Source organism: Laceyella sacchari (assembly GCF_024927925.1).
GTDB lineage: Bacteria > Bacillota > Bacilli > Thermoactinomycetales > Thermoactinomycetaceae > Laceyella > Laceyella sacchari.
Map to the genome: position 1 here is coordinate 502742 of NZ_CP103866.1, position 20806 is coordinate 523547.

Here is a 20806-nt window from a genome sequence, read left to right on the forward strand (position 1 = left end):
GTTGTCTCATGCTAGATGGCGAATTTGTAAAAGGATATGTTTGTCGAAAATGTGACAATGAAGTGGGCATTTCGGCAGAAAGGTGGGAGTATGTTGTTCGGTGAGTGGAATAAAGTTCCAAAAGGCGGCAATGACCAGCTCAGCCTTGTCGCAAGATATTTTTTCTTTGGCGTTCTCGGCTTAGGTCTGTTGATCGGTGTCTTGTACGTTTGGCGGTTCCTGGAGGGACTGTTTGGTGAGCGAGGAAAGGCCGAGGAAGCGACGGAAGCGGTCAGTAACACTTTTCAATGGCTTGGCGGCCAATTGTCATCTTGGATTCCGCTCGTCATTCTCTTAGCGATTATCATTATTGGAGCGATTGTCGGTACTCAGCTGATGACCAAGTCCCATTATCGGAAACGGGCGGAGGAGCAAGTGCGTTACTTGCGGATTCTGCCGTCTAATCGCATCGAATTGGACCTGGATAAAATAGAAGAATTGACGAGAACATTTGGGGGCATGGTTCGTCCCATCCGGATGCGCCTGCGGTACGGCCGCCCATGGTTTCGACTCCGGTTTGCTCTGCCGGCAAACAGTAAGGAGATCGGCATTTATCTCGCTTATCCGGGGGATAAGGAAAACAGTGTGAAAGACACGCTACGTAGTGTTTATCCCGCGGCAGAACTGCATGATATCCCGGAGGAGCAATTCCCGGGACCGGACAAAGGTGGTTCGGGTGGACACTTTATCTTTAAGATTGGTCAGAACAAAGGGTTGCCGCTCGCTTCGTTGAGTCAGAAGAAACAGAGTCAATTGGGTAGCATATTGAACTGTTTGCGGCCGGGAACGTATCTGGATCTTCAATTCTCTCCTGTCAGCTGGAAAGAGGTGGAGGAGCGGACGGAAGATGCTGTCGATGACTTGAAGCGGAAAAAAACGAAAGATATGGACCCGGAAGAGCGCTCCCGCCGTGTCAGCTTGGTGCAACGCTTCACCGGGCGGGAACTGAGCTTTCATGTGCGATTGTCGGTCTGGTCTAATTCTGAAAACGCCGTCTCTGTCGTGCGCTCTACCGCTGAATCAGTGGAAACGGCGCTCAAATACGATGGAGCGATCCAATTCATCCGCCATGACTGGTGGAATCCATTGAGAGACAACAATTTGGTTCCGATTCCATATCCTTGGACGATTATGACGTGGACGGGGGATGAGATTGCCAATCTTTTGCATATTCCGCCGTCTAATCACTACATTTACCAGGAAGCGAAGGAAGAAGGCCCTGACACGCGCGGTTATATCGTGCACTTGGAAGACAACCAACGCTCTTTGAAGCCAGATGAATGGACCGAAGGCGTCTTGATCGGGAAAATCCATCATCCGCTCGAACAGCGGGAAGTGCGCGTTCACTACGAACAGCTCAGCAAACACTTCATCTTGACCGGGGCCAGCGGGATGGGAAAATCAAGCTTGGCCGTGGAAATGATTCAATCCATTTTGGATGAGTGGTTCGATAACCCCGATGAAGCACCAGGCTTCACCATCATCGACCCGGCACGGGAGATCATTCCCATCATCGAGAACCGACTGCGCATCGCCGAGAAGGTAGGGGTGAATATACCAAAAGAGAAGATTCACCATTTCAACCTCACCCACGATGCGACCCATGTTCCGTCATTAAACTTGTTGCACAAAGTTGAAGGAATGTCGACCAACCAGTTGGCTGAACAGCTGGCGACGGTGCTGGTGACGTTTGAAGAAGCGGATGAGGCGCTGTCCCGCTCCAAACGCCTCATGGCGATGGCAATCCAAAGTTTGTTGGAAGATAGTGAAACGCACACTATCTTGGGCATTGATGATATTTTCCGCAACAAAGCGTTTCGCAACCAAGTGATTCAAAACGTGCAGGACCCTTATGTCAAGCGCTTCTGGGCCAATGTAGACGAAGCGGAATTAAAGCGGGAGGCGGAGCGGGTTTTGCACCGGATTGACCGTTTGCTGCAAAGTCCGACCATGCGCCGGCTGTTCTGCCAGAAAGAGATGAGCTTGGATATCAATAAATACATGGATGAAGGCCATCTGGTGATGTTTGATACTTACGGGCTCAAAGATTATGACATCCTGGTAACCATCGGGCAGCTGATCAACCAGTATTACCAAGTAGCCCGTAAACGAACCACAGGCTCCAAATTCCATTTGATGATGGTGGATGAAGTGCACTTGGTGCAAATTCCGCTACTGACGGAAATCCTGCAAGAAGACCGCAAGTATCCGTTTGGCATGGGATTGATCACGCGTGAAATCGACCATTTCAACAACGAGGAATTGATGCAGGCCATCCGGTCCAATATTGGGATGGTGTTGAGTTGCGGACAAACAGAAGGGTCGGACGAAGTGGAAAGCATTACGCGTAAACATGTTACATCCAGCTTCTTGGAGAAATTGCCAGAACGGCACGCCGCCGTATACATCCGCTCAAAGCGGCGCCAACGCAGTGATGTGACCACCTGTGTCGTGCAGAATGAACCGCCGGTGGTCTATCGGCCCGATGGAAAAGTGGCAGATCACCGCACCAAGGAGAAAGATGATGCCTTGCAGTGGGGACTGGAGTGGGGTTTGGAGATCATGAAGGAGTCATCCGAAGTTCGTCCAATCGAAGAAGTGGATCGCGAAATCGCCGAATATATGAACCAGTCCCTCTATTTTGACAAGCGCTCCGAATCAGCGAATTAAAAGAGACTGCCGATCCCGCGCCTGCCGGGATCGGTTTGCTACCAAGAGACCGAGGGGTGGAGGCGAAGACGATGTTCAATATGTTTAAGGCGATATTCCATTTGTTTCGGTCAGTCATCCTATTTGTGGAAGTCGCGTTCATTTCTTATGTGGTGGGAAGTTCCATCCAATCCACCTCGCTTATGGTGATTTCGTTTGTCGTATTTTGCGCTTTACTGTTCTGGTCGGCCACACTTAGTATTACTATTGCCTGGGTGGTACTAGGGTTTTCTATGTTTCACTTTCATATGGATCAAAACATCCTGACGAGCACGGTAGCCGCTGTCATCATGGGCTTATTGCGCTTGGTTGTTTGGAAATTGATGACGTATATCAAAAAATAACCTAACCACCAAATATAAGCTTTCTGGCGTGTTTCTTGAAGGTTTCAAAAGTAGCAGGAAGGGCGCATAGAATAAAGGGAACCGGCTGAGTCGAAAGCGGGCAATCTGAGATGCGATGGTTGCCCGCGCCCAAGGTTCAATAACGATGCCATTTTCCGCTAAAGCGACCAAAAGTGCAGGCTCAACACCACCTTCAAGCCTACAGCCGTAAGCTGTGTTCGGCAACTCCATATACCTGAAGCGCTTCATCTGTTATACTGACAAGGATGAATTCGCAGATGGAGGGTTGGTCTGTGCAACGGAAGTGGATGGTATATTACGTCATCTTGATTGCGGTGTTTTTGGCTGGCCGGTGGGGTATGCTCATGTGGCTTGGCTTTTCGATGGAGCAAGCGACCCAGTGGCAACGCACGTTGTATGTTGGATGGGTACATGTGTTCATTTTGGGTTTCTTGGTGCCGCCGTTTGTGTGGCTGGCTCGCAAAATTCTTGCTCTGGTTAAAGAGCGGGTGCAGTCGCCAGCTTTGCGGATCTTCACGCAGTTTTACAGCATGGTGTTTTTGCTCATGCTTTTTGTGACGATATATTACAGTTTCCTTTTGTCTTTTTAAGGGTGATGGCATCCAACCGATGGGGTTTGGGTGCTATTTTGTTTGGAGCGAAGGGTGTGGGGCAACATGATCTATAGGATTGAGGATAAGTCCGCCATCAGGGAGCAGGCTGGTTTTCTTGTTTAAACAGGGGAAGTTCGGTGGCACGCACTGGATGTGACTGACAGGAGGTGGGAACATGAGGGCGGATCGGTTGCTTTCCATTTTATTGTTTCTACAGCAACGCGGGAAAATGACCACCAAAGAGCTGGCACAAGCCTTGGAAGTTTCCGTGCGCACGATTCACCGTGACATGGATGCTTTGAGCGCGGTTGGTATCCCGGTTGTGGCCGAACGGGGAAAAACCGGGGGTTGGCGCCTCTTGGATGATTTTCGTGCGAAGTTGACGGTGCTTAATCGGGAAGAGATTTCGTCTTTGTTTATTGCGCCTTCACTACATGTGTTGCAAGATTTGGGGATAGCTGGGCAAGCACGGCTGGCGCGGCAGAAATTGATGGCCGCTATGCCAAGTGCTTATCGCCAGGCAGCAGAGCAGATATGGGAACGCATCTATGTTGATACCAGCACATGGAGGCAGACCACGGACAGGGGCCGGTTTTTTAGGGAGATACAACAGGCGGTGTGGCGTGAGCAACGGGTGCGCATGCGATATGAACGCGCAGACGGGCACATCGTGGAGCGGAAGATCGATCCGCTGGGCTTGGTGGCGATGGGAAGCAAGTGGTATGTCGTCGCGCGGACTGGAGAAGGCATGCGCACCTACCGGATGAGCCGCATCCAAGCGGTGGATCGGTTGGAGGAAACCTTCATCCGCCCTGCCTCATTTCGGCTGGCCGATTATTGGCACGAGTCGAAACAAGCCTTTGTGGAAAAGCTTCCGCAATATCGGATTGAAGTGGAGTTGTCCCCGGCGATTGTAGAGCGACTTCGGTTTGGCGGACGCATTGTTAAAGAGATTCAAACGGACACCCCCTTGCCAGATGGCTGGATTCCTGCCACCTTGTGGTTTGATGTAGAACAAGAGGCGGCAGAGTATGTATTGGGTTTTGCTGATCAGATACGGGTGCGTGCCCCGGCCGCGCTCCGAACGAAAATCATCAAAATGGCGCAGGCGGTCTTGCGACACTACGGGCGGCAAATGGACGGCCAAGGCGAACTTCAACTTCCCTGAGCTGGGTGAGGTACAAACGTTAGTCTCCCTGTGAGCGCATTGGCGCCGATGCAAAAAACGCTTTCCTCACGAGATCATGGGCAGAAGTGCAACAACTAACTCTAGGCAGTCTCTGATAAACAGGTGCATTTTTGCTTTCCTCACGAAACTCCCCTAATCTAGGGAGTTTTTGCATAGCTTGGCCCAATCAGGGGATGCTAATGGAAAACAAAGGAAAATCGGAGGCTGGATTATGCCGCGAATCATTGCAGTGGGAACCGCTGTTCCGCCCTACGAACTCCGTCAGATTGAAGCCAGACAGTTTGCGAAGCGTCTGTTTGGAGAGACTTTTCCAGGTATTGAAAGGCTGTTAAAGATCTTTGAAAACACGGCCATAGCCACACGATATGTGAGCAAACCGCTTGAATGGTTTGAGCGGGACCATTCGTTTCAAGAGAAAAATGAAGCGTATGTAGAAACAGCATGTCGTCTGGGCGCTGAAGCAATTCAGCGTTGTTTGGCGCAAACCGATATCACATTGGATGAAATTGACCATCTGCTGGTCGTCTCCACGACCGGCATGGCTACCCCCAGTTTAGACGCCAGGCTGATTAATTACTTGGGCTTGCGTAGCGATGTGAAACGCACGCCGATCTGGGGGCTGGGTTGTGCCGGGGGAGCGGCGGGATTGGCACGGGCTGCGGCGCTTGCCAAAGCTTGCCCCGGCGACCGCGTGCTGTTGGTGTCGATAGAATGTTGTAGCTTGACTTTCCGCCGCCAAGACCGTAGCAAAAGCAACTTAGTAGCCACGTCGCTGTTTGGGGATGGAGCGGCTGCCGTTCTGGTAAAGGAAGGGACAGGAGAAGCTCGATCCGATGGGGCTTACTGGGAAGTTACCGATGCTGCCAGCTATTGTTGGCCGGACTCGCTAGATGTTATGGGTTGGGATTTTATGGATGATGGGTTGAAGGTGATTTTTTCCAGGGACATTCCCACTTTGATCAAGCAAGAAGTCAAAGGGGTGTTAGAGCCGTTTTTGGCTACCCATCAGTTGACCGTCCCCCGGCTTGACCGCTTATATATGCATCCAGGCGGGAAGAAGGTGCTGGAGGCTTATGAGGAAGCGCTAGGCATGTCCCCCGACAAGTTGGCGAGTGCCTACCGGGTGTTGAAGCAATACGGCAATATGTCCTCGGCCACAGTCTTGTTTGTGCTGGAACAAGATATGCGCCAACCGCTGCTTCCGGGAGAGCGGGGGTTGCTGGCCGCTTTGGGGCCGGGATTCAGCTTGGAGATGGTTTTATTACAAGCGAAGGGGGGAGAGAGATGAATCAATGGGAATGGGGACTGTTGCTGTTTGTGATCCTGCAACGCTTCGGTGAGTGTTGGATGGCGGAGAAAAATGCTCGATGGATGAAAGCGAAGGGTGCGGTTGAAATCGGACGGGAGCATTATCCGTTGCTGGTCACGGTTCACGTCTTGCTGTTTGTGGGCCTAATTGTGGAGTGCTTGGGATATGGAGCACAACCGCCATCATGGTGGATGGTGCCGTTCATCATTTTTGTGTTGGCGCAAGTGGCGCGTATCTGGTGTATTCGTTCGTTGGGGCGGTGCTGGAATACGCGCATCCTGCTCGTCCCGGGGCAAGAACCGCGGGTAAAAGGGCCGTACAAATACCTGCGGCATCCCAATTATCTGGTGGTGATCATGGAGTTAATCTGTTTACCCTTGATGTTGGGGGCATTTGTAACCATGGTGGTGGTGTCAGTGTTTAATGCGTTCCTCCTCTTTGGCGTGCGAATTCCGGCTGAAGAACGGGCGTGGCGAGAATGGACATGTTATGAAGAGCGGATGCCGACACGGCGGATGTGAGAAAGGCTGGCCGTGTGAAACCGGATGCTTGATGAAGGCGAGAGCCGTTGGGTGAGTAGTGATGCGTTGACATCGTGCATGATTATTTGCATGCATACTGACCGCGATCACTATAAGCCAGTTCGGGAAGCGATGCAGATGGTAAATCTGCAATAAGACAAATGATGATTGCTGGTAAAGAAGCTACTCTTTAATAAGAGTGGCTTTTTTATTTGGATAGTTGTTATAACAACTAGATGATAAGATAAATCATTGTTTTCTGAATAGGGATATGATTAAATAAAAATAGAAAGATTTATTAAAATACTGAAAACATTATCTATATCTTGGGATGAACAGGGGGATGGAAATGAACAAACGCCGCTTATATGCATTGTCGGTTGTCATCCTGCTATTGGCTGCTCTTTTGCCCATCGGCGTTTTCGCCGCCAGTGAATGGGCGCCCCATGTTAATTATCAGCAGGGGGATCAGGTGACATATCAGGGGAATGTATATTCCTGCTTGCAATCGCATACATCGTTGCCTGGCTGGGAACCGCCAAATGTGCCTGCGCTGTGGAAGCTGGTTTCTTCCGGCTCTGATGATACTACGGCACCAAGTGCTCCGGCTAATTTGAAAGTGACTGGCAAATCGGCAAGCAGTGTCAGCTTGTCTTGGACAGCGTCCACGGATAATGTGGGAGTGGTCGCCTATGAAGTGTATAACGGCGCCAACTTGGCAGGTGTAAGCAACCAGACGCAATACACGGTTACGGGGCTCAGTGCTAACACATCTTATACTTTTACGGTCAAAGCGAAGGACGCGGCTGGCAATCGATCCGGTGCGAGCAATAGTGTGACGGTGACCACTGATTCCTCGGATGACGGGGGTGGCGCACCAGCTGGCGACAAATTGTTGATCGGATACTGGCATAATTTTGACAATGGCTCCACCACGCTCAAGCTGGGGGAGGTGTCAAGCAAATATGACGTGATTCCAGTGGCGTTCGCTGAACCAAGTGGACAAGCTCCTGGGCATATGCAATTTACTCCTTATAATGCGACACCCGAACAATTTAAAGCCGACATCGCTCGCCTCAAACAGATGGGCAAGAAAGTGTTGATTTCGATTGGCGGGGCTAATGGTCATATTCAACTCCATGATGCGACCGCCAAACAAAACTTCATTAATTCAATGAAAAACATTATTCAAACCTATGGTTTCAACGGTATGGATATCGATTTGGAAGGCAGTTCCCTTGCGGTTGGGTCCGGGGATACGGACTTTAAGCATCCAACTACCCCCATCATTGTAAACATGATTGACGCCATTCGATCCATTTGTGACTCGTTCGGCAGTGATTTTATGTTGACGATGGCGCCGGAAACGGCTTATGTGCAAGGGGGATACCTGTCATACGGTGGTCCTTGGGGCGCTTACTTGCCGGTGATCCATGCGCTTCGGGACAAGTTGACCTTCATTCATGTGCAACATTATAATTCTGGTTCGATGGTCGGCTTAGACGGCAAGAGTTATACACAAGGGACGGCTGATTTCCAAGTGGCCATGGCCGAGATGCTGTTGCAAGGGTTCCCGGTGGGCAACAATCCGAACAACGTGTTCCCGGGATTAAGAGAAGATCAGGTGGCGATCGGCTTGCCGGCAAGTCCGTCAGCGGCTTCGGGTGGTTACACCACTCCGGACAACATTGATAAGGCGTTGAAGTACTTGGTGAAAGGCCAATCGTACGGTGGAGCGTACAAGCTGGTCAAAACGGGTGGCTACCCCGGTTTCCGCGGTGTAATGACTTGGTCGATCAATTGGGATGCCGCTTCCGGCCATGCGTTTTCCAACCCCGTTCGCAATTCGCTTGATTCGTTGAAATAACAAAGAAAAACGCCCGCCAGTGCAAACCCACTGGCGGGCGTTTTTTTCACAGGCGGTTTAGCCTGCTTTTTTGTCAGATTTCTTTTCCCACACTTCAATCCCTTTCAAGCCGGGGAGGCTGTCGGAATAGAAGACAGGGTCAAGGCCTGCTCTTTTTTGTTCAATATAGTGGTTGAGCGCTTTAAAGGCGATGCCGCCCAACAAGCCGATCGCCACCATGTTGGTGATCGCCATCAGGCCCATAAATAAGTCGGCCATATCCCATACGATTTGCACCTTGCTGACTGAACCCCAGATGACCATGCCGACGACGGCCAAGCGGTAAATGGTCAGCCATACTTTGCTGTTGCGGATAAATTCGATGTTGGTTTCGCCATAGTAGTAGTTACCGATCAAGCTGGAGTAGGCGAAGAACAAGATAGCAAAAGACAGGAAATGTCCGGCCCACGCACCGACTTCCGCGCTCAGGGCGTTTTGGGCGATGACGATACCCGGCAGTTCGCTATTGGTGAATTCTCCGGAGATCAACACGATCATGGCACTGGAGCTACAGATGAGCAAGGTGTCTACAAACACGCCCAATGACTGGATAAATCCTTGTTTTACCGGATGGGTTACATCCGCTGTGGCCGAAGCGTTGGGTGCACTCCCCATTCCCGCTTCGTTGGAGAAAAGGCCGCGTTTGATCCCTTGCATCATCGCGGCGCCAATACCACCGCCTACCACTTGCTCCAAACCAAAGGCACCCATAAAGATATGTTTGAAGACCGTGGGAATCGCAGACAGGTTCGTTACAACAACATATAGTGCCAACAGGATATAAGCGATCGCCATAACCGGAACGATCAGCTCAGACGCTTTGGCGATCCGTTTCACCCCACCGAAGATGATGAAAGCAAATGTGCCGGCGAGGACCAAACCGAAGATGGCGCGGTCAAATCCGTAGTTGGATTCAAAGGCCACCGTGATCGTATTGGCTTGCACGGCGTTGAAAACCAAGCCGAAGCAAATGGTGATCAAAACGGCGAACAAGATTCCCATCCAACGTTGTCCGAGGGCTTTTTCCATATAGTAGGCCGGTCCGCCCCGGAATGTGTCTCCGTCCTTGATTTTATAGATCTGGGCGAGCGTCGCTTCTACAAATGCCGAAGCCGCTCCGACCAGCGCGATCAGCCACATCCAGAAGACTGCGCCCGGGCCGCCCAAGGCAATCGCCGTTGCCACACCCGCGATGTTACCTACACCGACGCGCGCGGCAGTGCTGATGCAAAACGCTTGGAAGGAAGAGATTCCGTTCTTGTTGTTGCCGCGCCCTTCGCCCAACAGACGCATCATTTCACCGACAAAGCGGAATTGGGCGAATTTTGAACGAAATGTAAAATACAATCCCAAGACGATCAACAAGGTAATGATGATATAAGTCCATAAAAAGTCATTAATCTGTGTAACCAATTGCCCTAGCATTTCCACGATCTCGTCACCTCTTTTCATAAAAAAGACACAACCTTACCAAATTCTTTTATATCATAAATGTTTTACTAAGTCATTGGATTAATTTTACAAACTGACTGATATTCTACAACAAATAGTGGTTGTCAGGCCGTTTTCTGTTTTACGTGAAGCGAGATGTGGGGGCAGGGGGATTTTCCAAGGAAGGCCATAAACGGAGGATGTCGGCCAACTGATCGTGTGAGTAACGGGCCAACATCCTCTATCGGCTAGAGGTGTGCAGTGTTATAATATTCTGCCTATTCCCAGCGAGAAAAATCGCGTTCCCGGGCACGCGAATAGACATCGTTGGGATTACGGGGGCGCTCCGCGATGCGCAATCCGACAGACAGGAAGTAGATGGTTTGCTCAGCGGGCACATAGCGGTACAGTAAGCGCATGTTGGGGCGTTGTCGTTTGCGCGGTCGGCCGATGGAGAAAAATTTTTTTTTGCGGAATCCGGTAAGTGGGGGATATTTGAGCAAAGCGGCCTTGGTTGGGTTGCGCAGGACCTGTTCAACGGCACGGTCGATTTGTATCAGGCATTCTTGAAATTTCTTTTTTCCCAGCACCGTGTGCAGAAATGCGAGATCATCACGGAAGCATGGATGGTAAACCTCTTTCATCGTCAAGGAGTCCTTTTGGTTTCGGCCAGTTGTGATAGAAACTGGAGTCGGGTTTGATGGGGGGATTTTTCGATCCATTCGGTGCTGGCAATTTGGAGGCGTTCAGCCATTTCATCGGCGAGGCGCAAGTCTTCATGCATATTCTCCAATTCTTCCAAACGGTCCAACAGCTGCTCATACGCTTTAATATCTAAAATGACGGCGCGAAGCTCGTTATTGTGCACCAACCCCAACTTTTGAAACGCGTGCAGTTTCTCTTCAAATAATTGGTCTTTGCTGATCTCTTTCAATTCATTGGCGGAGATCAGTTCTTCACGGGCAAATGCTCTAGACATGCGAGACAGTCTCCTCTCGTCTGATCATCCTGTTCCTTGTACCTGGAATGCATACGTGCTGTATTTTATTCCAGGCACCTCCTAGTGTAGAAAACTCCTATTTTCATTATACATCGAATCTGCGTAAAAAGAGACGCATGGCATGAGAAAAAAGGGCTTCCCCTTTCGAGGGAGCCCTTCGGATCAGCCCAGTCGACGTTTGGCGTATCTCGCTAATGCCGGGTGTGCTGCTTGCAGTTGTTCATGCAGTTGTTGAAACGTGTCGCGAATATCCCATTGTGCTTCGGGTGAGGTGCGCAGATTGATCAGATGGTATAGTTCCCATAAGCTGGCCGTTATCGTGACCTGGCGATGATGGGCGTTGGTCACTGCGTATTGGGCGATGGAAGGGTTCCAATCTGCCAATTTCCGCACCACTGCTTCGGCTTCGTCAATAAAAGACTGATACCGTTCGGCCAGTCCGGCGGCTTCCACATGTGGCGGAGTTGTATAACCGAGGTGGACGGTCGGTTGGCCAAAGCTGAAGTGAGCACGTCGGTTGTGTCGCAACAGTTGATGCCAATTGGCTTCCGAGATGACCAACTCCATTTGGTAATGGAGATGTTGCAGTTCCGGAAGCGGATTGTCAAAGAAGCGCAAGTCCGACAAAGCGTCTTGGGCCAGCTGTTCCAGCTCGACGAGCGGCAAGGTTTCAGCGTGGGATTTCGCCGCATCGTAAGAGAGGCCGGCGTAAGTGACCAGCATCTGGGTGGCCAACAGGGTCAGGGCGTCGCGGTATTCCGGCAAGCGGGTGAACCGTGCGTGGGGGCCCTTGATGGTCTGGGTGGTTGGCTGGATTGTGCCGAACCGATCGCTTAGCTTGCGCCGCGCTTCGGCCACATAGGCGTTGGGTTCAACGTATTTGAGCAAGGTGGGGATCACTTGGCTAATCTCCCGTTCCATGTCACGCGCCAACTGCCGGGATTCGGCCTGTTCGCTAGTTAAGAGGGCGACCAGTGTGTCGCGCAGTGCGCGGCCGTTCCCAGTCATGCCCAAGTTGGTCAGCGTAGCCAGAGTGAGCACGTAGCGGGCATCTTCAAACGCGATTTTTTCCACTCTTGATTGGTAAGCGCGAGGCGATTCCCCTTCATTTTGTGGAATAGCTTGCTTGAGGTAAGGAATGAGACCCGCCATCAACGCTTCGTATGTATCGTACGCTTTGTCTTGTAGCGCCAAGTAGTCGGCCTTCAATTCCGGTTGTTGTTCCAGCTCTTCAGGGATGTAAATGTCCCCGCGCGCAGGCCGCTGGTACCGCTGGCTGTACTCTGTGAAGCTGTTGAATGAATTGGCTAGTTCCAGTTCGGCGGAAGCGAGGCGGCTGATTTTCTCGATGCCGATATGGGCGATAGCATGTTCGGCGACGCTGGAATGCCCATAGCCAACCACCCATTTTTCATGGAAGCGCGCCGCTTTTTCTGAATAAGAGGTGGCCAGTCCGCCGCTTTGTTCGTTTACCGCCAGCTCGTCGTCGGCAAGCAACTTCGCCAGATTGTCGCGAAAACTGAGCGAACTGCGGCTCACATAGGCGAAGATTACCGCAATCACTTCTTCCGGCAAGTTGAAAATGGTGTAGACATTCCGGTCCAAATTGGACACATAACGGGTTAGATCAACCTTGTGCTCAGTGTTCATCTCATTCATCCCTCCTGCATTCATCATTCCATTCTAACAAAATTTGTCCGCCTGTAGGCATGGGGATTGCAACCATGTTCATCCAGTGTAGGGAGGCCGTGGGCAAACTGTGGTTGGAGAGGGAAGGGGTTTCTCCCCTTGGCACATTAAGGTATGATGAATCGTAGAGTAATATTTGCTAGAAGTATGCGATGGGGGGATTTTTTATGGCAATATATAAAGCTTTAACCATAGCCGGATCCGACAGCAGCGGGGGAGCGGGCATCCAGGCCGATTTGAAAACATTCCAGGAGCTTTGTGTGTACGGTATGACCGCTTTGACCACCATCGTGGCCATGGACCCGGACAATCGCTGGAATCACTTGGTATTCCCCGTAGACATGAATGTCGTTCGTGAACAATTGAAAACGATAGTGGACGGCATTGGCATTCATGCCTTGAAAACAGGTATGCTCGGCTCAGTGGAATTGATTGAGCTGGCGGCCGATACGATTGACAAAGCGGGCGTGCCAGCCGTGATCGATCCGGTCATGGTTTGCAAAGGCACGGATGAGGTATTGCACCCCGAACTGGCAGACGCTTTGCGCGAAGTGCTAGTGCCCAAGGCGACTGTGGTTACACCCAACCTCTTTGAAGCCGGACAATTGAGCAAGCTTGGTCCGATCACCACGGTTGAACAAATGAAAGAAGCTGCCGGCATAATCCATGGCTTGGGGGCACAAATCGTCGTGGTCAAAGGCGGCGGCAAATTGCAACATGAAGCGGCAGTCGATGTCCTGTATGACGGGAAGTCGTTTGAAGTGATGGAAAGCGAACGGATTGAAACCACCTACACGCACGGGGCCGGATGCACGTACTCAGCGGCCATCGCTGCGGAATTGGCCAAGGGTCGGCCGGTAAGGGAAGCAATTGAGACGGCCAAAGCTTTCATCACCGAGGCGATTCGTCATTCATTCCCGCTGAACCAGTATGTTGGTCCCACCCTGCATGCGGCACAACGGATATATGGGAAAAACTAAGTCACATTATGACATAGATAACCACGCTCCTTCGCACAAGGGGCGTTTTTTATTGCGGCGTACGGGTGAGGAACAAAGTGCCGAGGACGAAGCGGCTTTATACGCGCGCAGAGAAAAAAACTTACTCTGATCGACAACCGAAATCTGGTAAATCAAAAATGCTTAGTTTTGGGATATATAAATTAAATGTTGAAGGATTAACTTACGAATTGGTAGAATATATTGAGTTAAAAATATTTTTAATCTAATAAAAAACAGATAATCATTCTGTACATTCCCAATTCACACACTACGGTGTATCCCTGAGGTGATCCAATGACCCAACCTGTGTTGGAGATTCAGCACTTGAAGTTGCATTTTTTTACAGATAAAGGTGTGGTGAAAGCGGTGGATGGGCTGGATCTCACCATTCGCGAAGGGGAGATCGTGGGCTTGGTCGGTGAGTCCGGCTGCGGCAAGAGCGTGACGTCTTTGGCCGTGATGGGCTTGGTGCCCCAACCTCCTGGCAAGATCGTGGACGGATCGATCCGGTTTCAAGGCACCGACCTGACTAAAGCGAGTCAGCGGGAACTGCGGCAGATTCGCGGCAAAGACATGGCCATGATCTTTCAAGAGCCGATGACCTCGCTCAATCCACTGTTTACCATCGGCAACCAATTGATTGAAGCGGTTCGTGCTCACCGGTCGTGTAGCAAGGCCGAAGCACGGGAGTTGGCACGGGAGATGCTGGAAAAAGTCGGAATAGCCCGGAAAGGCGTTTTGGATGAGTATCCGCATCAGCTGTCCGGTGGGATGAGACAACGGGTTATGATCGCCATGGCCATGATTTTGAACCCTCGCCTGTTGATTGCCGATGAGCCGACGACCGCACTGGATGTCACCATTCAAGCACAGATTCTTGAGTTGATGCAACGCTTGAACGAAGAGTTTGGCACGGCGATCCTTTTGATCACGCACGACCTTGGTGTCGTCGCCGAGATGTGCGACCGGATTGTAGTCATGTACGCCGGGCAAGTAGTGGAGGAAACCGACCGATACCGCTTGTTCAGACAGCCTCGACACCCTTACACTCAAGGGTTGTTGCAATCGATTCCCAAATTGGATGAGCAAAAGGAACGGTTGTATGCCATTCCGGGGCAAGTGCCCAATCCGTATCAGATGCCGGCGGGATGCCGGTTCGCTCCACGGTGCACGCAGGTGATGGATGTATGTAGGCAGGCAGTGCCGCCTTTGGCGCCGGTGGAACAAGGGCATGTAAGCCGTTGTTTTTTGCATCAGAAGGAGGAATCGCATCATGGCACTGATTGATGTGCGCAATCTGAAGAAAACGTTTCCCATCTACGGCGGGGTGTTGGGCAGAAAAGTGGGAGAAGTGGTAGCCGTCGATGACGTGAGCTTCTCTGTGGAACCCGGAGAAACGCTGGGGCTCGTCGGAGAAAGTGGTTGCGGCAAATCAACAACGGGTCGCACCATCATGCGCTTGTATGAGCCGACAGCGGGGGAAGTGGAGTTTGCCGGTAAGAAACTGTTTCAGCTCAAGGCAGAAGAATTGAGGCAGGTACGGCGGGACTTGCAGATGGTGTTTCAAGATCCCTTCGCATCGCTCAATCCACGCCAAAAAATATCCACTATTCTCGAAGAGCCGTTGATCGTTCATGGTTTGGGTGACGCACAGGAGCGCAAAGAGAAAGTGCGGGAATTGCTTCATGTCGTCGGGATGAATGAGAGCCACGCAGGCAGGTATCCGCACCAATTTAGCGGCGGCCAACGGCAACGGATCGGGATTGCTCGCGCCCTTTCTACCCGTCCTAAGCTGATTATTGCGGATGAACCGGTGTCAGCACTGGACGTTTCCATCCAATCCCAAGTGCTGAACTTGATGATGGATTTACAGGAGCAATTTGAGCTGACATACATCTTCATTGCACACGATCTCAGCGTGGTCAAGCACATCAGTGATCGGGTTGGCGTGATGTACTTGGGTCGCTTGGTCGAGCTGGCTCCCCGCGATGAGCTGTATAAAAAGCCACTTCACCCCTACACGGAAGCACTCCTGTCTGCTGTGCCGGTGCCCGATCCCGATGCCAAAAAAGAACGCATCATCTTGTCCGGAGACGTGCCAAGCCCAGATAACCCACCGAAAGGATGTGCTTTTCATCCACGTTGCCCCCATGTGATGGATGTGTGCAAAGAAACACGTCCTATCTTTGATGATGCCGGTGGTGGTCATTTTGTGGCTTGCCATTTGCATAACACAAAGGCATGAGTGACACTCTCGGTTTTCTCACCAAAGGGGGTGAGGGCCAAGCAACACCGAAGCAGGTTTTGATTTAAGATCCGTGAAAAGGAGGAAAGGGAATGAAAAAACGATTATGGATGGTATCACTCATAGCAATCTTCATTTTTTCATCTGTTTTGGTTGGTTGTGTGGAGAAGAAAAGCGCGGGCAATGGCAAGAATGACAAAACATTGATTTACGGGCGCGGGGAAGACGCCAAGTTGCTTGATCCAAGCCTCGTCACCGATGGGGAGTCCACCAAGGTGACAGACCAGATCTTTGACAATTTGGTTGAGTATGCCGAGGGCAACACAGATGTGGTACCCGGTTTGGCTGAAAGCTGGGAAGCCAGCGAAGATGCCAAAGTATGGACCTTCAAATTGCGCAAAGACGTGAAGTTTCATGATGGAACCCCATTTAACGCCGAAGCCGTGGTGTTTAACTTCGAGCGGTGGGCTGACAAGAACCATCCCCAGCACAAAGGAGGAGACTTCCCTTACTACGCATACATGTTTGGAGGCTATAAAGGGGATCCGGGACATAAAATCAAAAGCGTTACCGCTGTTGATGAATTTACGGTCAAGTTTGAATTGACCAGCCCACAGGCACCATTTTTGCAAAACTTGGCAATGTCTGCGTTTGGAATCGCCTCACCCACCGCGGTGAAAAAAGATCCGATCGCATTTACGCGTAACCCAGTGGGATCGGGGCCGTTCAAGCTGAAAGAATGGAAGAAAAATGACACGATCACCCTGGTGAAAAATGAGAATTTCTGGAGAAAAGGGGAGCCCAAACTAGACAAAGTTATTTTCAAAGTGATTCCCGATAACTCCGCACGCTTCACTGCGCTCAAGTCGGGGGATGTGGATATCATTGACGGATTGAATCCGACCGATGTCGCCCCGGCAGAGAAAGACAGCAAATTGCAGGTCTTCAAACAAGTAGGTATGAACGTGGGTTATCTTGCTTTCAACACGGAAAAGAAACCGTTTGACAATCCCAAAGTGCGTCAAGCGTTCAACCATGCGGTCAACAAAGAAGCGTTGATTAAAAATTTCTACTCTGGATTGGCCAAACCAGCGATCAACCCCATGCCGGAATTTATGTTGGGTTACAACAAAAATGTGAAAGATTATGAATTTAATCTGGACAAAGCGAAACAATTGCTTGCGGAAGCGGGTTATGCTGACGGATTGGAAGTGGAATTCTTCGCGATGACTGCTCCCCGGCCTTATATGCCGGACGGCAAGAAGATCGCCGAGTACATCCAAGCCGATCTGGCCAAAATCGGGGTAAAGGCGAAAATCGTTACTCATGACTGGCAAATCTACTTGGACAAAACGGGTAAAGGCGAGCACCAGATGGCCTTGTTCGGCTGGAACGGGGACAACGGTGATCCAGACAACTTCCTGTACGTACTCTTAGACAAGGATAACACCCGTATGCCGGACGCTGCGAATATCGCCCTCTACAAAAATGATGAATTGCACGACCTGCTCATTAGAGCGCAAGAGTTGAGCGATGAAAAGCAACGGGCAGAACTGTACATGAAAGCGCAGGAAATCATTAAGCGAGACGCGCCATGGGTGCCGATTGCCCATGCCACCGTCCCCTATGCGGCTAAAAAAGAAGTGATCGGATTCAAAACGCACCCCACGACGGAGCTGTTTTTGGAAAAAGTCGACTTCGCGCAATAAGTGGCGGAGGGCCCACCATGGCTTAGGCGGTGGTGGACCCTTTCTGCATCCATGATGATCGATAGGGATGAGGTGGTGAAATCAAATGCTGGCATATACTGCACGACGGTTATTGATGTTGATTCCGGTGCTGCTAGGCATGTCGCTGATTGTGTTTGCGGTCGTCCACGCCATACCGGGAGATCCGGCCAAGACCATCGCAGGTGACAAAGCCACACCGGAGCAACTGCAAGAGATCAGGCAAAATCTGGGTTTGGATCAACCGGTCTATATCCAGTATTTCAAATATTTGCAAGCATTGTTGCAAGGAGATCTGGGGACATCGTTGGTCAATAAGACCAAAATCTCGGAAGAGATTGGTCCCTTCTTGGCGGCAACCGCGGAATTGTCCTTTGTCGCTATCGCCATCGCCCTCTTTTTTGGTATCAATCTCGGCATTTTATCGGCATGGCGCCAAAACTCTTGGCTCGATTACGGCTCGATGTTCATTGCCCTTATCGGTGTGTCTATCCCCATCTTCTGGCTTGGTTTGATGGAGCAATGGCTGTTTGCGCAAGAGCTGGGATGGTTTCCTTCCAACGGGCGGTTAGACCCGCGGATGGAATACGAGCCAATCACGTACTTCTACATCATTGACGCTCTGCTGTTTGGCGATATGGCCATGTTGTGGGATGTGTTAAAGCATATTTTGTTGCCAGCGATCGCACTTGGAACAATTCCAATGGCGATCATTGCCCGTATGACCCGGTCCAGCATGTTAGAAGTGATGCGCTCAGATTATGTCCGCACAGCTAGAGCCAAGGGGATATCCGAGTTTTTGGTTATTTATAAACATACGCTGAAAAACGCCATGATCCCCATTTTGACGGTGGTCGGTTTGCAACTGGGCTTGCTGCTCGGCGGGGCGGTCTTGACGGAAACCATTTTCAGCTGGCCTGGGGTTGGGCGATATATTTATGACGCGATCAATTCACGCGACTATCCGGTCATCCAATCCGGCATTCTCGTGCTGGCTTTCATTTTCGTCATAATCAATCTCATTGTCGACTTACTGTACGCCTGGATCGATCCGCGCATCCAATATGGAAAGGAGTGAGGCAGGATGCAAACTGACAACGTTCAACCACCAGTGACCAATCTTGCCGAAGCAGGCGCCGTGTCCCACTCCACCCAACCGGACAATCCGGCGCGTGATTTTGCGCGCGCGTTCTTACGGCACCGTTCGGCCGTCATCGGCAGTGTGTTAGTGCTGATCTTTATCATTTTGGCAATCTTGGCCCCGGTTATCACACCCTATAACTACACAGAACCGAGCCCGGATGCCTTGGCCGCTCCATCGGCTGAGCATTGGTTTGGCACGGACGACCTTGGCCGGGACATTTTCACACGGATCGTGTACGGTTCCCGCATCTCTTTATGGGTGGGCTTTATCAGCATTGCTGGTTCTATTGTGGTGGGTAGCCTGCTTGGCTTGCTTGCTGGTTATTACGGGAAATGGCAAGACACGTTGATTTCTCGCCTGTTTGACATCATGCTGGCCTTTCCCAGCATTTTGTTGGCCATTGCGATTGTGGCTATGTTGGGTCCGGGTCTGAATAACGCCCTGATTGCCATCGCGATCATTAATATTCCCACGTTTGGTCGGTTGATGCGATCGCGCGTGCTCAGTGTGAAAGCAGAAGACTTCGTCTTGGCTGCGCGGGCGATCGGGATGAATAACAGCCGGATTCTCTGGCATCACATCCTGCCCAACTGTTGGACGCCGATCATGGTGCAAGGCACCTTAAGCTTTGCGACTGCGGTAATTGAGGTGGCCGCCCTCGGCTTCTTGGGCTTGGGGGCGCAACCGCCTGATCCAGAGTGGGGGACCATGCTGTCGGACGCTCGTGACTATCTGCAATTGGCTCCTTGGACAATGGTGTTTCCTGGCGTGGCCATCATGATTACTGTCTTGGGCTTCAATCTGCTTGGCGACGGATTGCGGGACATTTTTGACCCGCGTATGAAACAATAACTTACCGTGTGAGAAAGGATTGGCACCAGTCGAATCTTTATATCAGCAGACAAGCTCGCAGATCTGGCATTTTCGCCGGATCTTTTTTTGCAAAAGTGATAAGTTGATACCAATTGCGGGAACATAAGAAAGAGAAATGAGCAAAAAGAACGGTGTGGCTGACACACTACAATGACAACAGAGGAGCGGATCAGATGGCATCTGCACACGAAATCGATTTTCGCATTTACGGCGATGACATGCAATTGGTGGAGATTGAGCTCGACCCCCGGGAAAGCGTGATTGCAGAAGCGGGTAGCCTATTGATGATGGACGACACCATTCAGATGGAAACCATCTTTGGTGACGGCAGCAAAGAGAGCAAGGGATTAATGGGCAAACTGTTCAGTGCGGGAAAACGCCTCATTACCGGTGAAAGCCTGTTTATGACCGTGTTTACCAATGAAGGCTCCACGCGCAAAAACGTTTCGTTCGCAGCGCCTTATCCAGGCAAAATCATCCCGCTTGATTTGAAACAATACAATGGGAAGATCATTTGTCAAAAAGACTCTTTTCTCTGCGCTGCCAAAGGTGTGTCGATAGGCATTGAGTTGCAACGCAAGATCGGGGCTGGCTTCTTCGGTGGCGAAGGCTTTATCATGCAAAAACTGGAGGGAGACGGACTGGCTTTTGTCCATGCGGGCGGTACCATCGTTGAAAAAGCGTTGAGCGAAGGGGAGATGATTCGGCTCGATACCGGGTGTCTGGTGGCGATGACTGCCTCGATCCAATACGACATCCAATTCGTCGGCGGGATCAAAACAGCTTTGTTCGGGGGAGAGGGTCTCTTCTTTACCACCTTGCGAGGGCCGGGGAAAGTCTGGATCCAAAGTCTGCCGTTCAGCCGCTTGGCCAGTCGGATCTTTGCCGCGGCACCGGCCGTCGGACGCAAAGAAGAAGGGAGCATTTTGGGGAGCTTGGGAGATTTTTTTGACGGGGATTAAATGGACTGTGCGGCGAACTTTGAAGCGGAGGCTGCTGGAACAAGGATGATTTGGAAGAAGCGTGCGCTTCCCAACGAGGCGCTCTCGCTTCTTTTGTGCAAAA

Annotated in this window: 18 protein-coding genes; 14 read left to right on the plus strand and 4 right to left on the minus strand. The window is 51.0% G+C overall.

Annotated elements, in window-relative coordinates:
• Nucleotides 1-90: 90 nt before the first annotated feature.
• From NYR52_RS02720 to NYR52_RS02750, 7 genes are all read left to right on the plus strand, one after another.
• A complete protein-coding gene (locus NYR52_RS02720) occupies nt 91-2709 on the plus strand; it encodes a type IV secretory system conjugative DNA transfer family protein (protein WP_259436221.1) in 2619 nt (872 codons plus the stop codon).
• Between the two features lie 71 nt (nt 2710-2780).
• Nucleotides 2781-3092, plus strand: a complete 312-nt coding sequence (locus NYR52_RS02725; RefSeq protein ID WP_259436222.1) for a hypothetical protein — start codon at nt 2781-2783, stop codon at nt 3090-3092.
• A 278-nt stretch (nt 3093-3370) separates the two neighbouring features.
• Entirely contained in the window at nt 3371-3703 is a 333-nt protein-coding gene (locus tag NYR52_RS02730) for a hypothetical protein (RefSeq protein ID WP_022737752.1), read from the plus strand.
• A gap of 178 nt (nt 3704-3881) precedes the next feature.
• Complete coding sequence (locus tag NYR52_RS02735; RefSeq protein ID WP_259436223.1) at nt 3882-4874, plus strand: helix-turn-helix transcriptional regulator; 993 nt, start codon at nt 3882-3884, stop codon at nt 4872-4874.
• A 232-nt stretch (nt 4875-5106) separates the two neighbouring features.
• Nucleotides 5107-6183, plus strand: a complete 1077-nt coding sequence (locus NYR52_RS02740; protein ID WP_259436224.1) for a type III polyketide synthase — start codon at nt 5107-5109, stop codon at nt 6181-6183.
• Nucleotides 6180-6725, plus strand: a complete 546-nt coding sequence (locus tag NYR52_RS02745) for an isoprenylcysteine carboxyl methyltransferase family protein (protein ID WP_132219568.1) — start codon at nt 6180-6182, stop codon at nt 6723-6725. Before NYR52_RS02740 ends, NYR52_RS02745 begins: the two co-directional genes overlap by 4 nt.
• A 349-nt stretch (nt 6726-7074) precedes the next feature.
• Nucleotides 7075-8592, plus strand: coding sequence for a chitinase (locus NYR52_RS02750; RefSeq protein WP_375163169.1), 1518 nt, complete (start codon nt 7075-7077; stop codon nt 8590-8592).
• A gap of 57 nt (nt 8593-8649) precedes the next feature.
• On the opposite strand, the gene NYR52_RS02755 is transcribed toward NYR52_RS02750, so the two are convergent.
• The 4 genes from NYR52_RS02755 to NYR52_RS02770 all read right to left on the minus strand — a co-directional run bounded on the left by NYR52_RS02755 (nt 8650) and on the right by NYR52_RS02770 (nt 12712).
• Nucleotides 8650-10062, minus strand: a complete 1413-nt coding sequence (locus tag NYR52_RS02755; protein WP_158283265.1) for an alanine/glycine:cation symporter family protein — start codon at nt 10060-10062, stop codon at nt 8650-8652.
• A gap of 278 nt (nt 10063-10340) precedes the next feature.
• Entirely contained in the window at nt 10341-10706 is a 366-nt protein-coding gene (locus NYR52_RS02760; protein WP_132219571.1) for a hypothetical protein, read from the minus strand.
• A 2-nt stretch (nt 10707-10708) separates the two neighbouring features.
• Nucleotides 10709-11041 carry a hypothetical protein gene (locus NYR52_RS02765; protein ID WP_132219572.1) on the minus strand — a complete coding sequence of 111 codons (333 nt, stop codon included), beginning with the start codon at nt 11039-11041 and terminating at the stop codon, nt 10709-10711.
• 183 nt (nt 11042-11224) lie between these two features.
• Nucleotides 11225-12712, minus strand: coding sequence for an FAD-dependent thymidylate synthase (locus NYR52_RS02770; RefSeq protein WP_259436226.1), 1488 nt, complete (start codon nt 12710-12712; stop codon nt 11225-11227).
• Nucleotides 12713-12918: 206 nt separating this feature from the next.
• Here NYR52_RS02770 and pdxK point away from each other — a divergent pair, with 206 nt between their 5' ends.
• The 7 genes from pdxK to NYR52_RS02805 all read left to right on the plus strand — a co-directional run bounded on the left by pdxK (nt 12919) and on the right by NYR52_RS02805 (nt 20703).
• Complete coding sequence (pdxK, locus tag NYR52_RS02775; protein WP_132219574.1) at nt 12919-13731, plus strand: pyridoxine/pyridoxal/pyridoxamine kinase; 813 nt, start codon at nt 12919-12921, stop codon at nt 13729-13731.
• A 315-nt stretch (nt 13732-14046) separates the two neighbouring features.
• Nucleotides 14047-15039 (plus strand): ABC transporter ATP-binding protein, encoded by a 993-nt coding sequence (locus tag NYR52_RS02780; protein WP_259436227.1) that lies wholly within the window; start codon nt 14047-14049, stop codon nt 15037-15039.
• On the plus strand, nt 15026-15997 hold the full coding sequence (locus tag NYR52_RS02785; RefSeq protein WP_132219576.1) for an ABC transporter ATP-binding protein: 972 nt from the start codon (nt 15026-15028) through the stop codon (nt 15995-15997). Before NYR52_RS02780 ends, NYR52_RS02785 begins: the two co-directional genes overlap by 14 nt.
• Nucleotides 15998-16089: 92 nt before the next feature.
• Entirely contained in the window at nt 16090-17706 is a 1617-nt protein-coding gene (locus NYR52_RS02790) for an ABC transporter substrate-binding protein (RefSeq protein WP_132219577.1), read from the plus strand.
• An 85-nt stretch (nt 17707-17791) separates the two neighbouring features.
• Nucleotides 17792-18802: an ABC transporter permease gene (locus tag NYR52_RS02795; RefSeq protein ID WP_259436228.1), complete on the plus strand. Its 1011-nt coding sequence runs from the start codon at nt 17792-17794 to the stop codon at nt 18800-18802.
• A gap of 6 nt (nt 18803-18808) precedes the next feature.
• Nucleotides 18809-19720, plus strand: a complete 912-nt coding sequence (locus NYR52_RS02800; protein ID WP_259436229.1) for an ABC transporter permease — start codon at nt 18809-18811, stop codon at nt 19718-19720.
• Nucleotides 19721-19914: 194 nt separating this feature from the next.
• Nucleotides 19915-20703 (plus strand): TIGR00266 family protein, encoded by a 789-nt coding sequence (locus NYR52_RS02805; RefSeq protein WP_132219580.1) that lies wholly within the window; start codon nt 19915-19917, stop codon nt 20701-20703.
• Nucleotides 20704-20806: the final 103 nt, after the last annotated feature.

What these genes read in the sequence shown, in the direction of transcription:
- NYR52_RS02780 (WP_259436227.1), top strand. Translation starts at nt 14,047, where the DNA reads ATGACCCAACCTGTGTTGGAGATTCAGCACTTGAAGTTGCATTTTTTT.
- pdxK (WP_132219574.1), top strand. Translation starts at nt 12,919, where the DNA reads ATGGCAATATATAAAGCTTTAACCATAGCCGGATCCGACAGCAGCGGG.
- NYR52_RS02750 (WP_375163169.1), top strand. Translation starts at nt 7,075, where the DNA reads ATGAACAAACGCCGCTTATATGCATTGTCGGTTGTCATCCTGCTATTG.
- NYR52_RS02720 (WP_259436221.1), top strand. Translation starts at nt 91, where the DNA reads ATGTTGTTCGGTGAGTGGAATAAAGTTCCAAAAGGCGGCAATGACCAG.
- NYR52_RS02800 (WP_259436229.1), top strand. Translation starts at nt 18,809, where the DNA reads ATGCAAACTGACAACGTTCAACCACCAGTGACCAATCTTGCCGAAGCA.
- NYR52_RS02805 (WP_132219580.1), top strand. Translation starts at nt 19,915, where the DNA reads ATGGCATCTGCACACGAAATCGATTTTCGCATTTACGGCGATGACATG.
- NYR52_RS02745 (WP_132219568.1), top strand. Translation starts at nt 6,180, where the DNA reads ATGAATCAATGGGAATGGGGACTGTTGCTGTTTGTGATCCTGCAACGC.
- NYR52_RS02730 (WP_022737752.1), top strand. Translation starts at nt 3,371, where the DNA reads ATGGAGGGTTGGTCTGTGCAACGGAAGTGGATGGTATATTACGTCATC.
- NYR52_RS02740 (WP_259436224.1), top strand. Translation starts at nt 5,107, where the DNA reads ATGCCGCGAATCATTGCAGTGGGAACCGCTGTTCCGCCCTACGAACTC.
- NYR52_RS02760 (WP_132219571.1), bottom strand. Translation starts at nt 10,706, where the DNA reads ATGAAAGAGGTTTACCATCCATGCTTCCGTGATGATCTCGCATTTCTG.
- NYR52_RS02770 (WP_259436226.1), bottom strand. Translation starts at nt 12,712, where the DNA reads ATGAACACTGAGCACAAGGTTGATCTAACCCGTTATGTGTCCAATTTG.
- NYR52_RS02765 (WP_132219572.1), bottom strand. Translation starts at nt 11,041, where the DNA reads ATGTCTAGAGCATTTGCCCGTGAAGAACTGATCTCCGCCAATGAATTG.
- NYR52_RS02735 (WP_259436223.1), top strand. Translation starts at nt 3,882, where the DNA reads ATGAGGGCGGATCGGTTGCTTTCCATTTTATTGTTTCTACAGCAACGC.
- NYR52_RS02790 (WP_132219577.1), top strand. Translation starts at nt 16,090, where the DNA reads ATGAAAAAACGATTATGGATGGTATCACTCATAGCAATCTTCATTTTT.
- NYR52_RS02795 (WP_259436228.1), top strand. Translation starts at nt 17,792, where the DNA reads ATGCTGGCATATACTGCACGACGGTTATTGATGTTGATTCCGGTGCTG.
- NYR52_RS02785 (WP_132219576.1), top strand. Translation starts at nt 15,026, where the DNA reads ATGGCACTGATTGATGTGCGCAATCTGAAGAAAACGTTTCCCATCTAC.
- NYR52_RS02725 (WP_259436222.1), top strand. Translation starts at nt 2,781, where the DNA reads ATGTTCAATATGTTTAAGGCGATATTCCATTTGTTTCGGTCAGTCATC.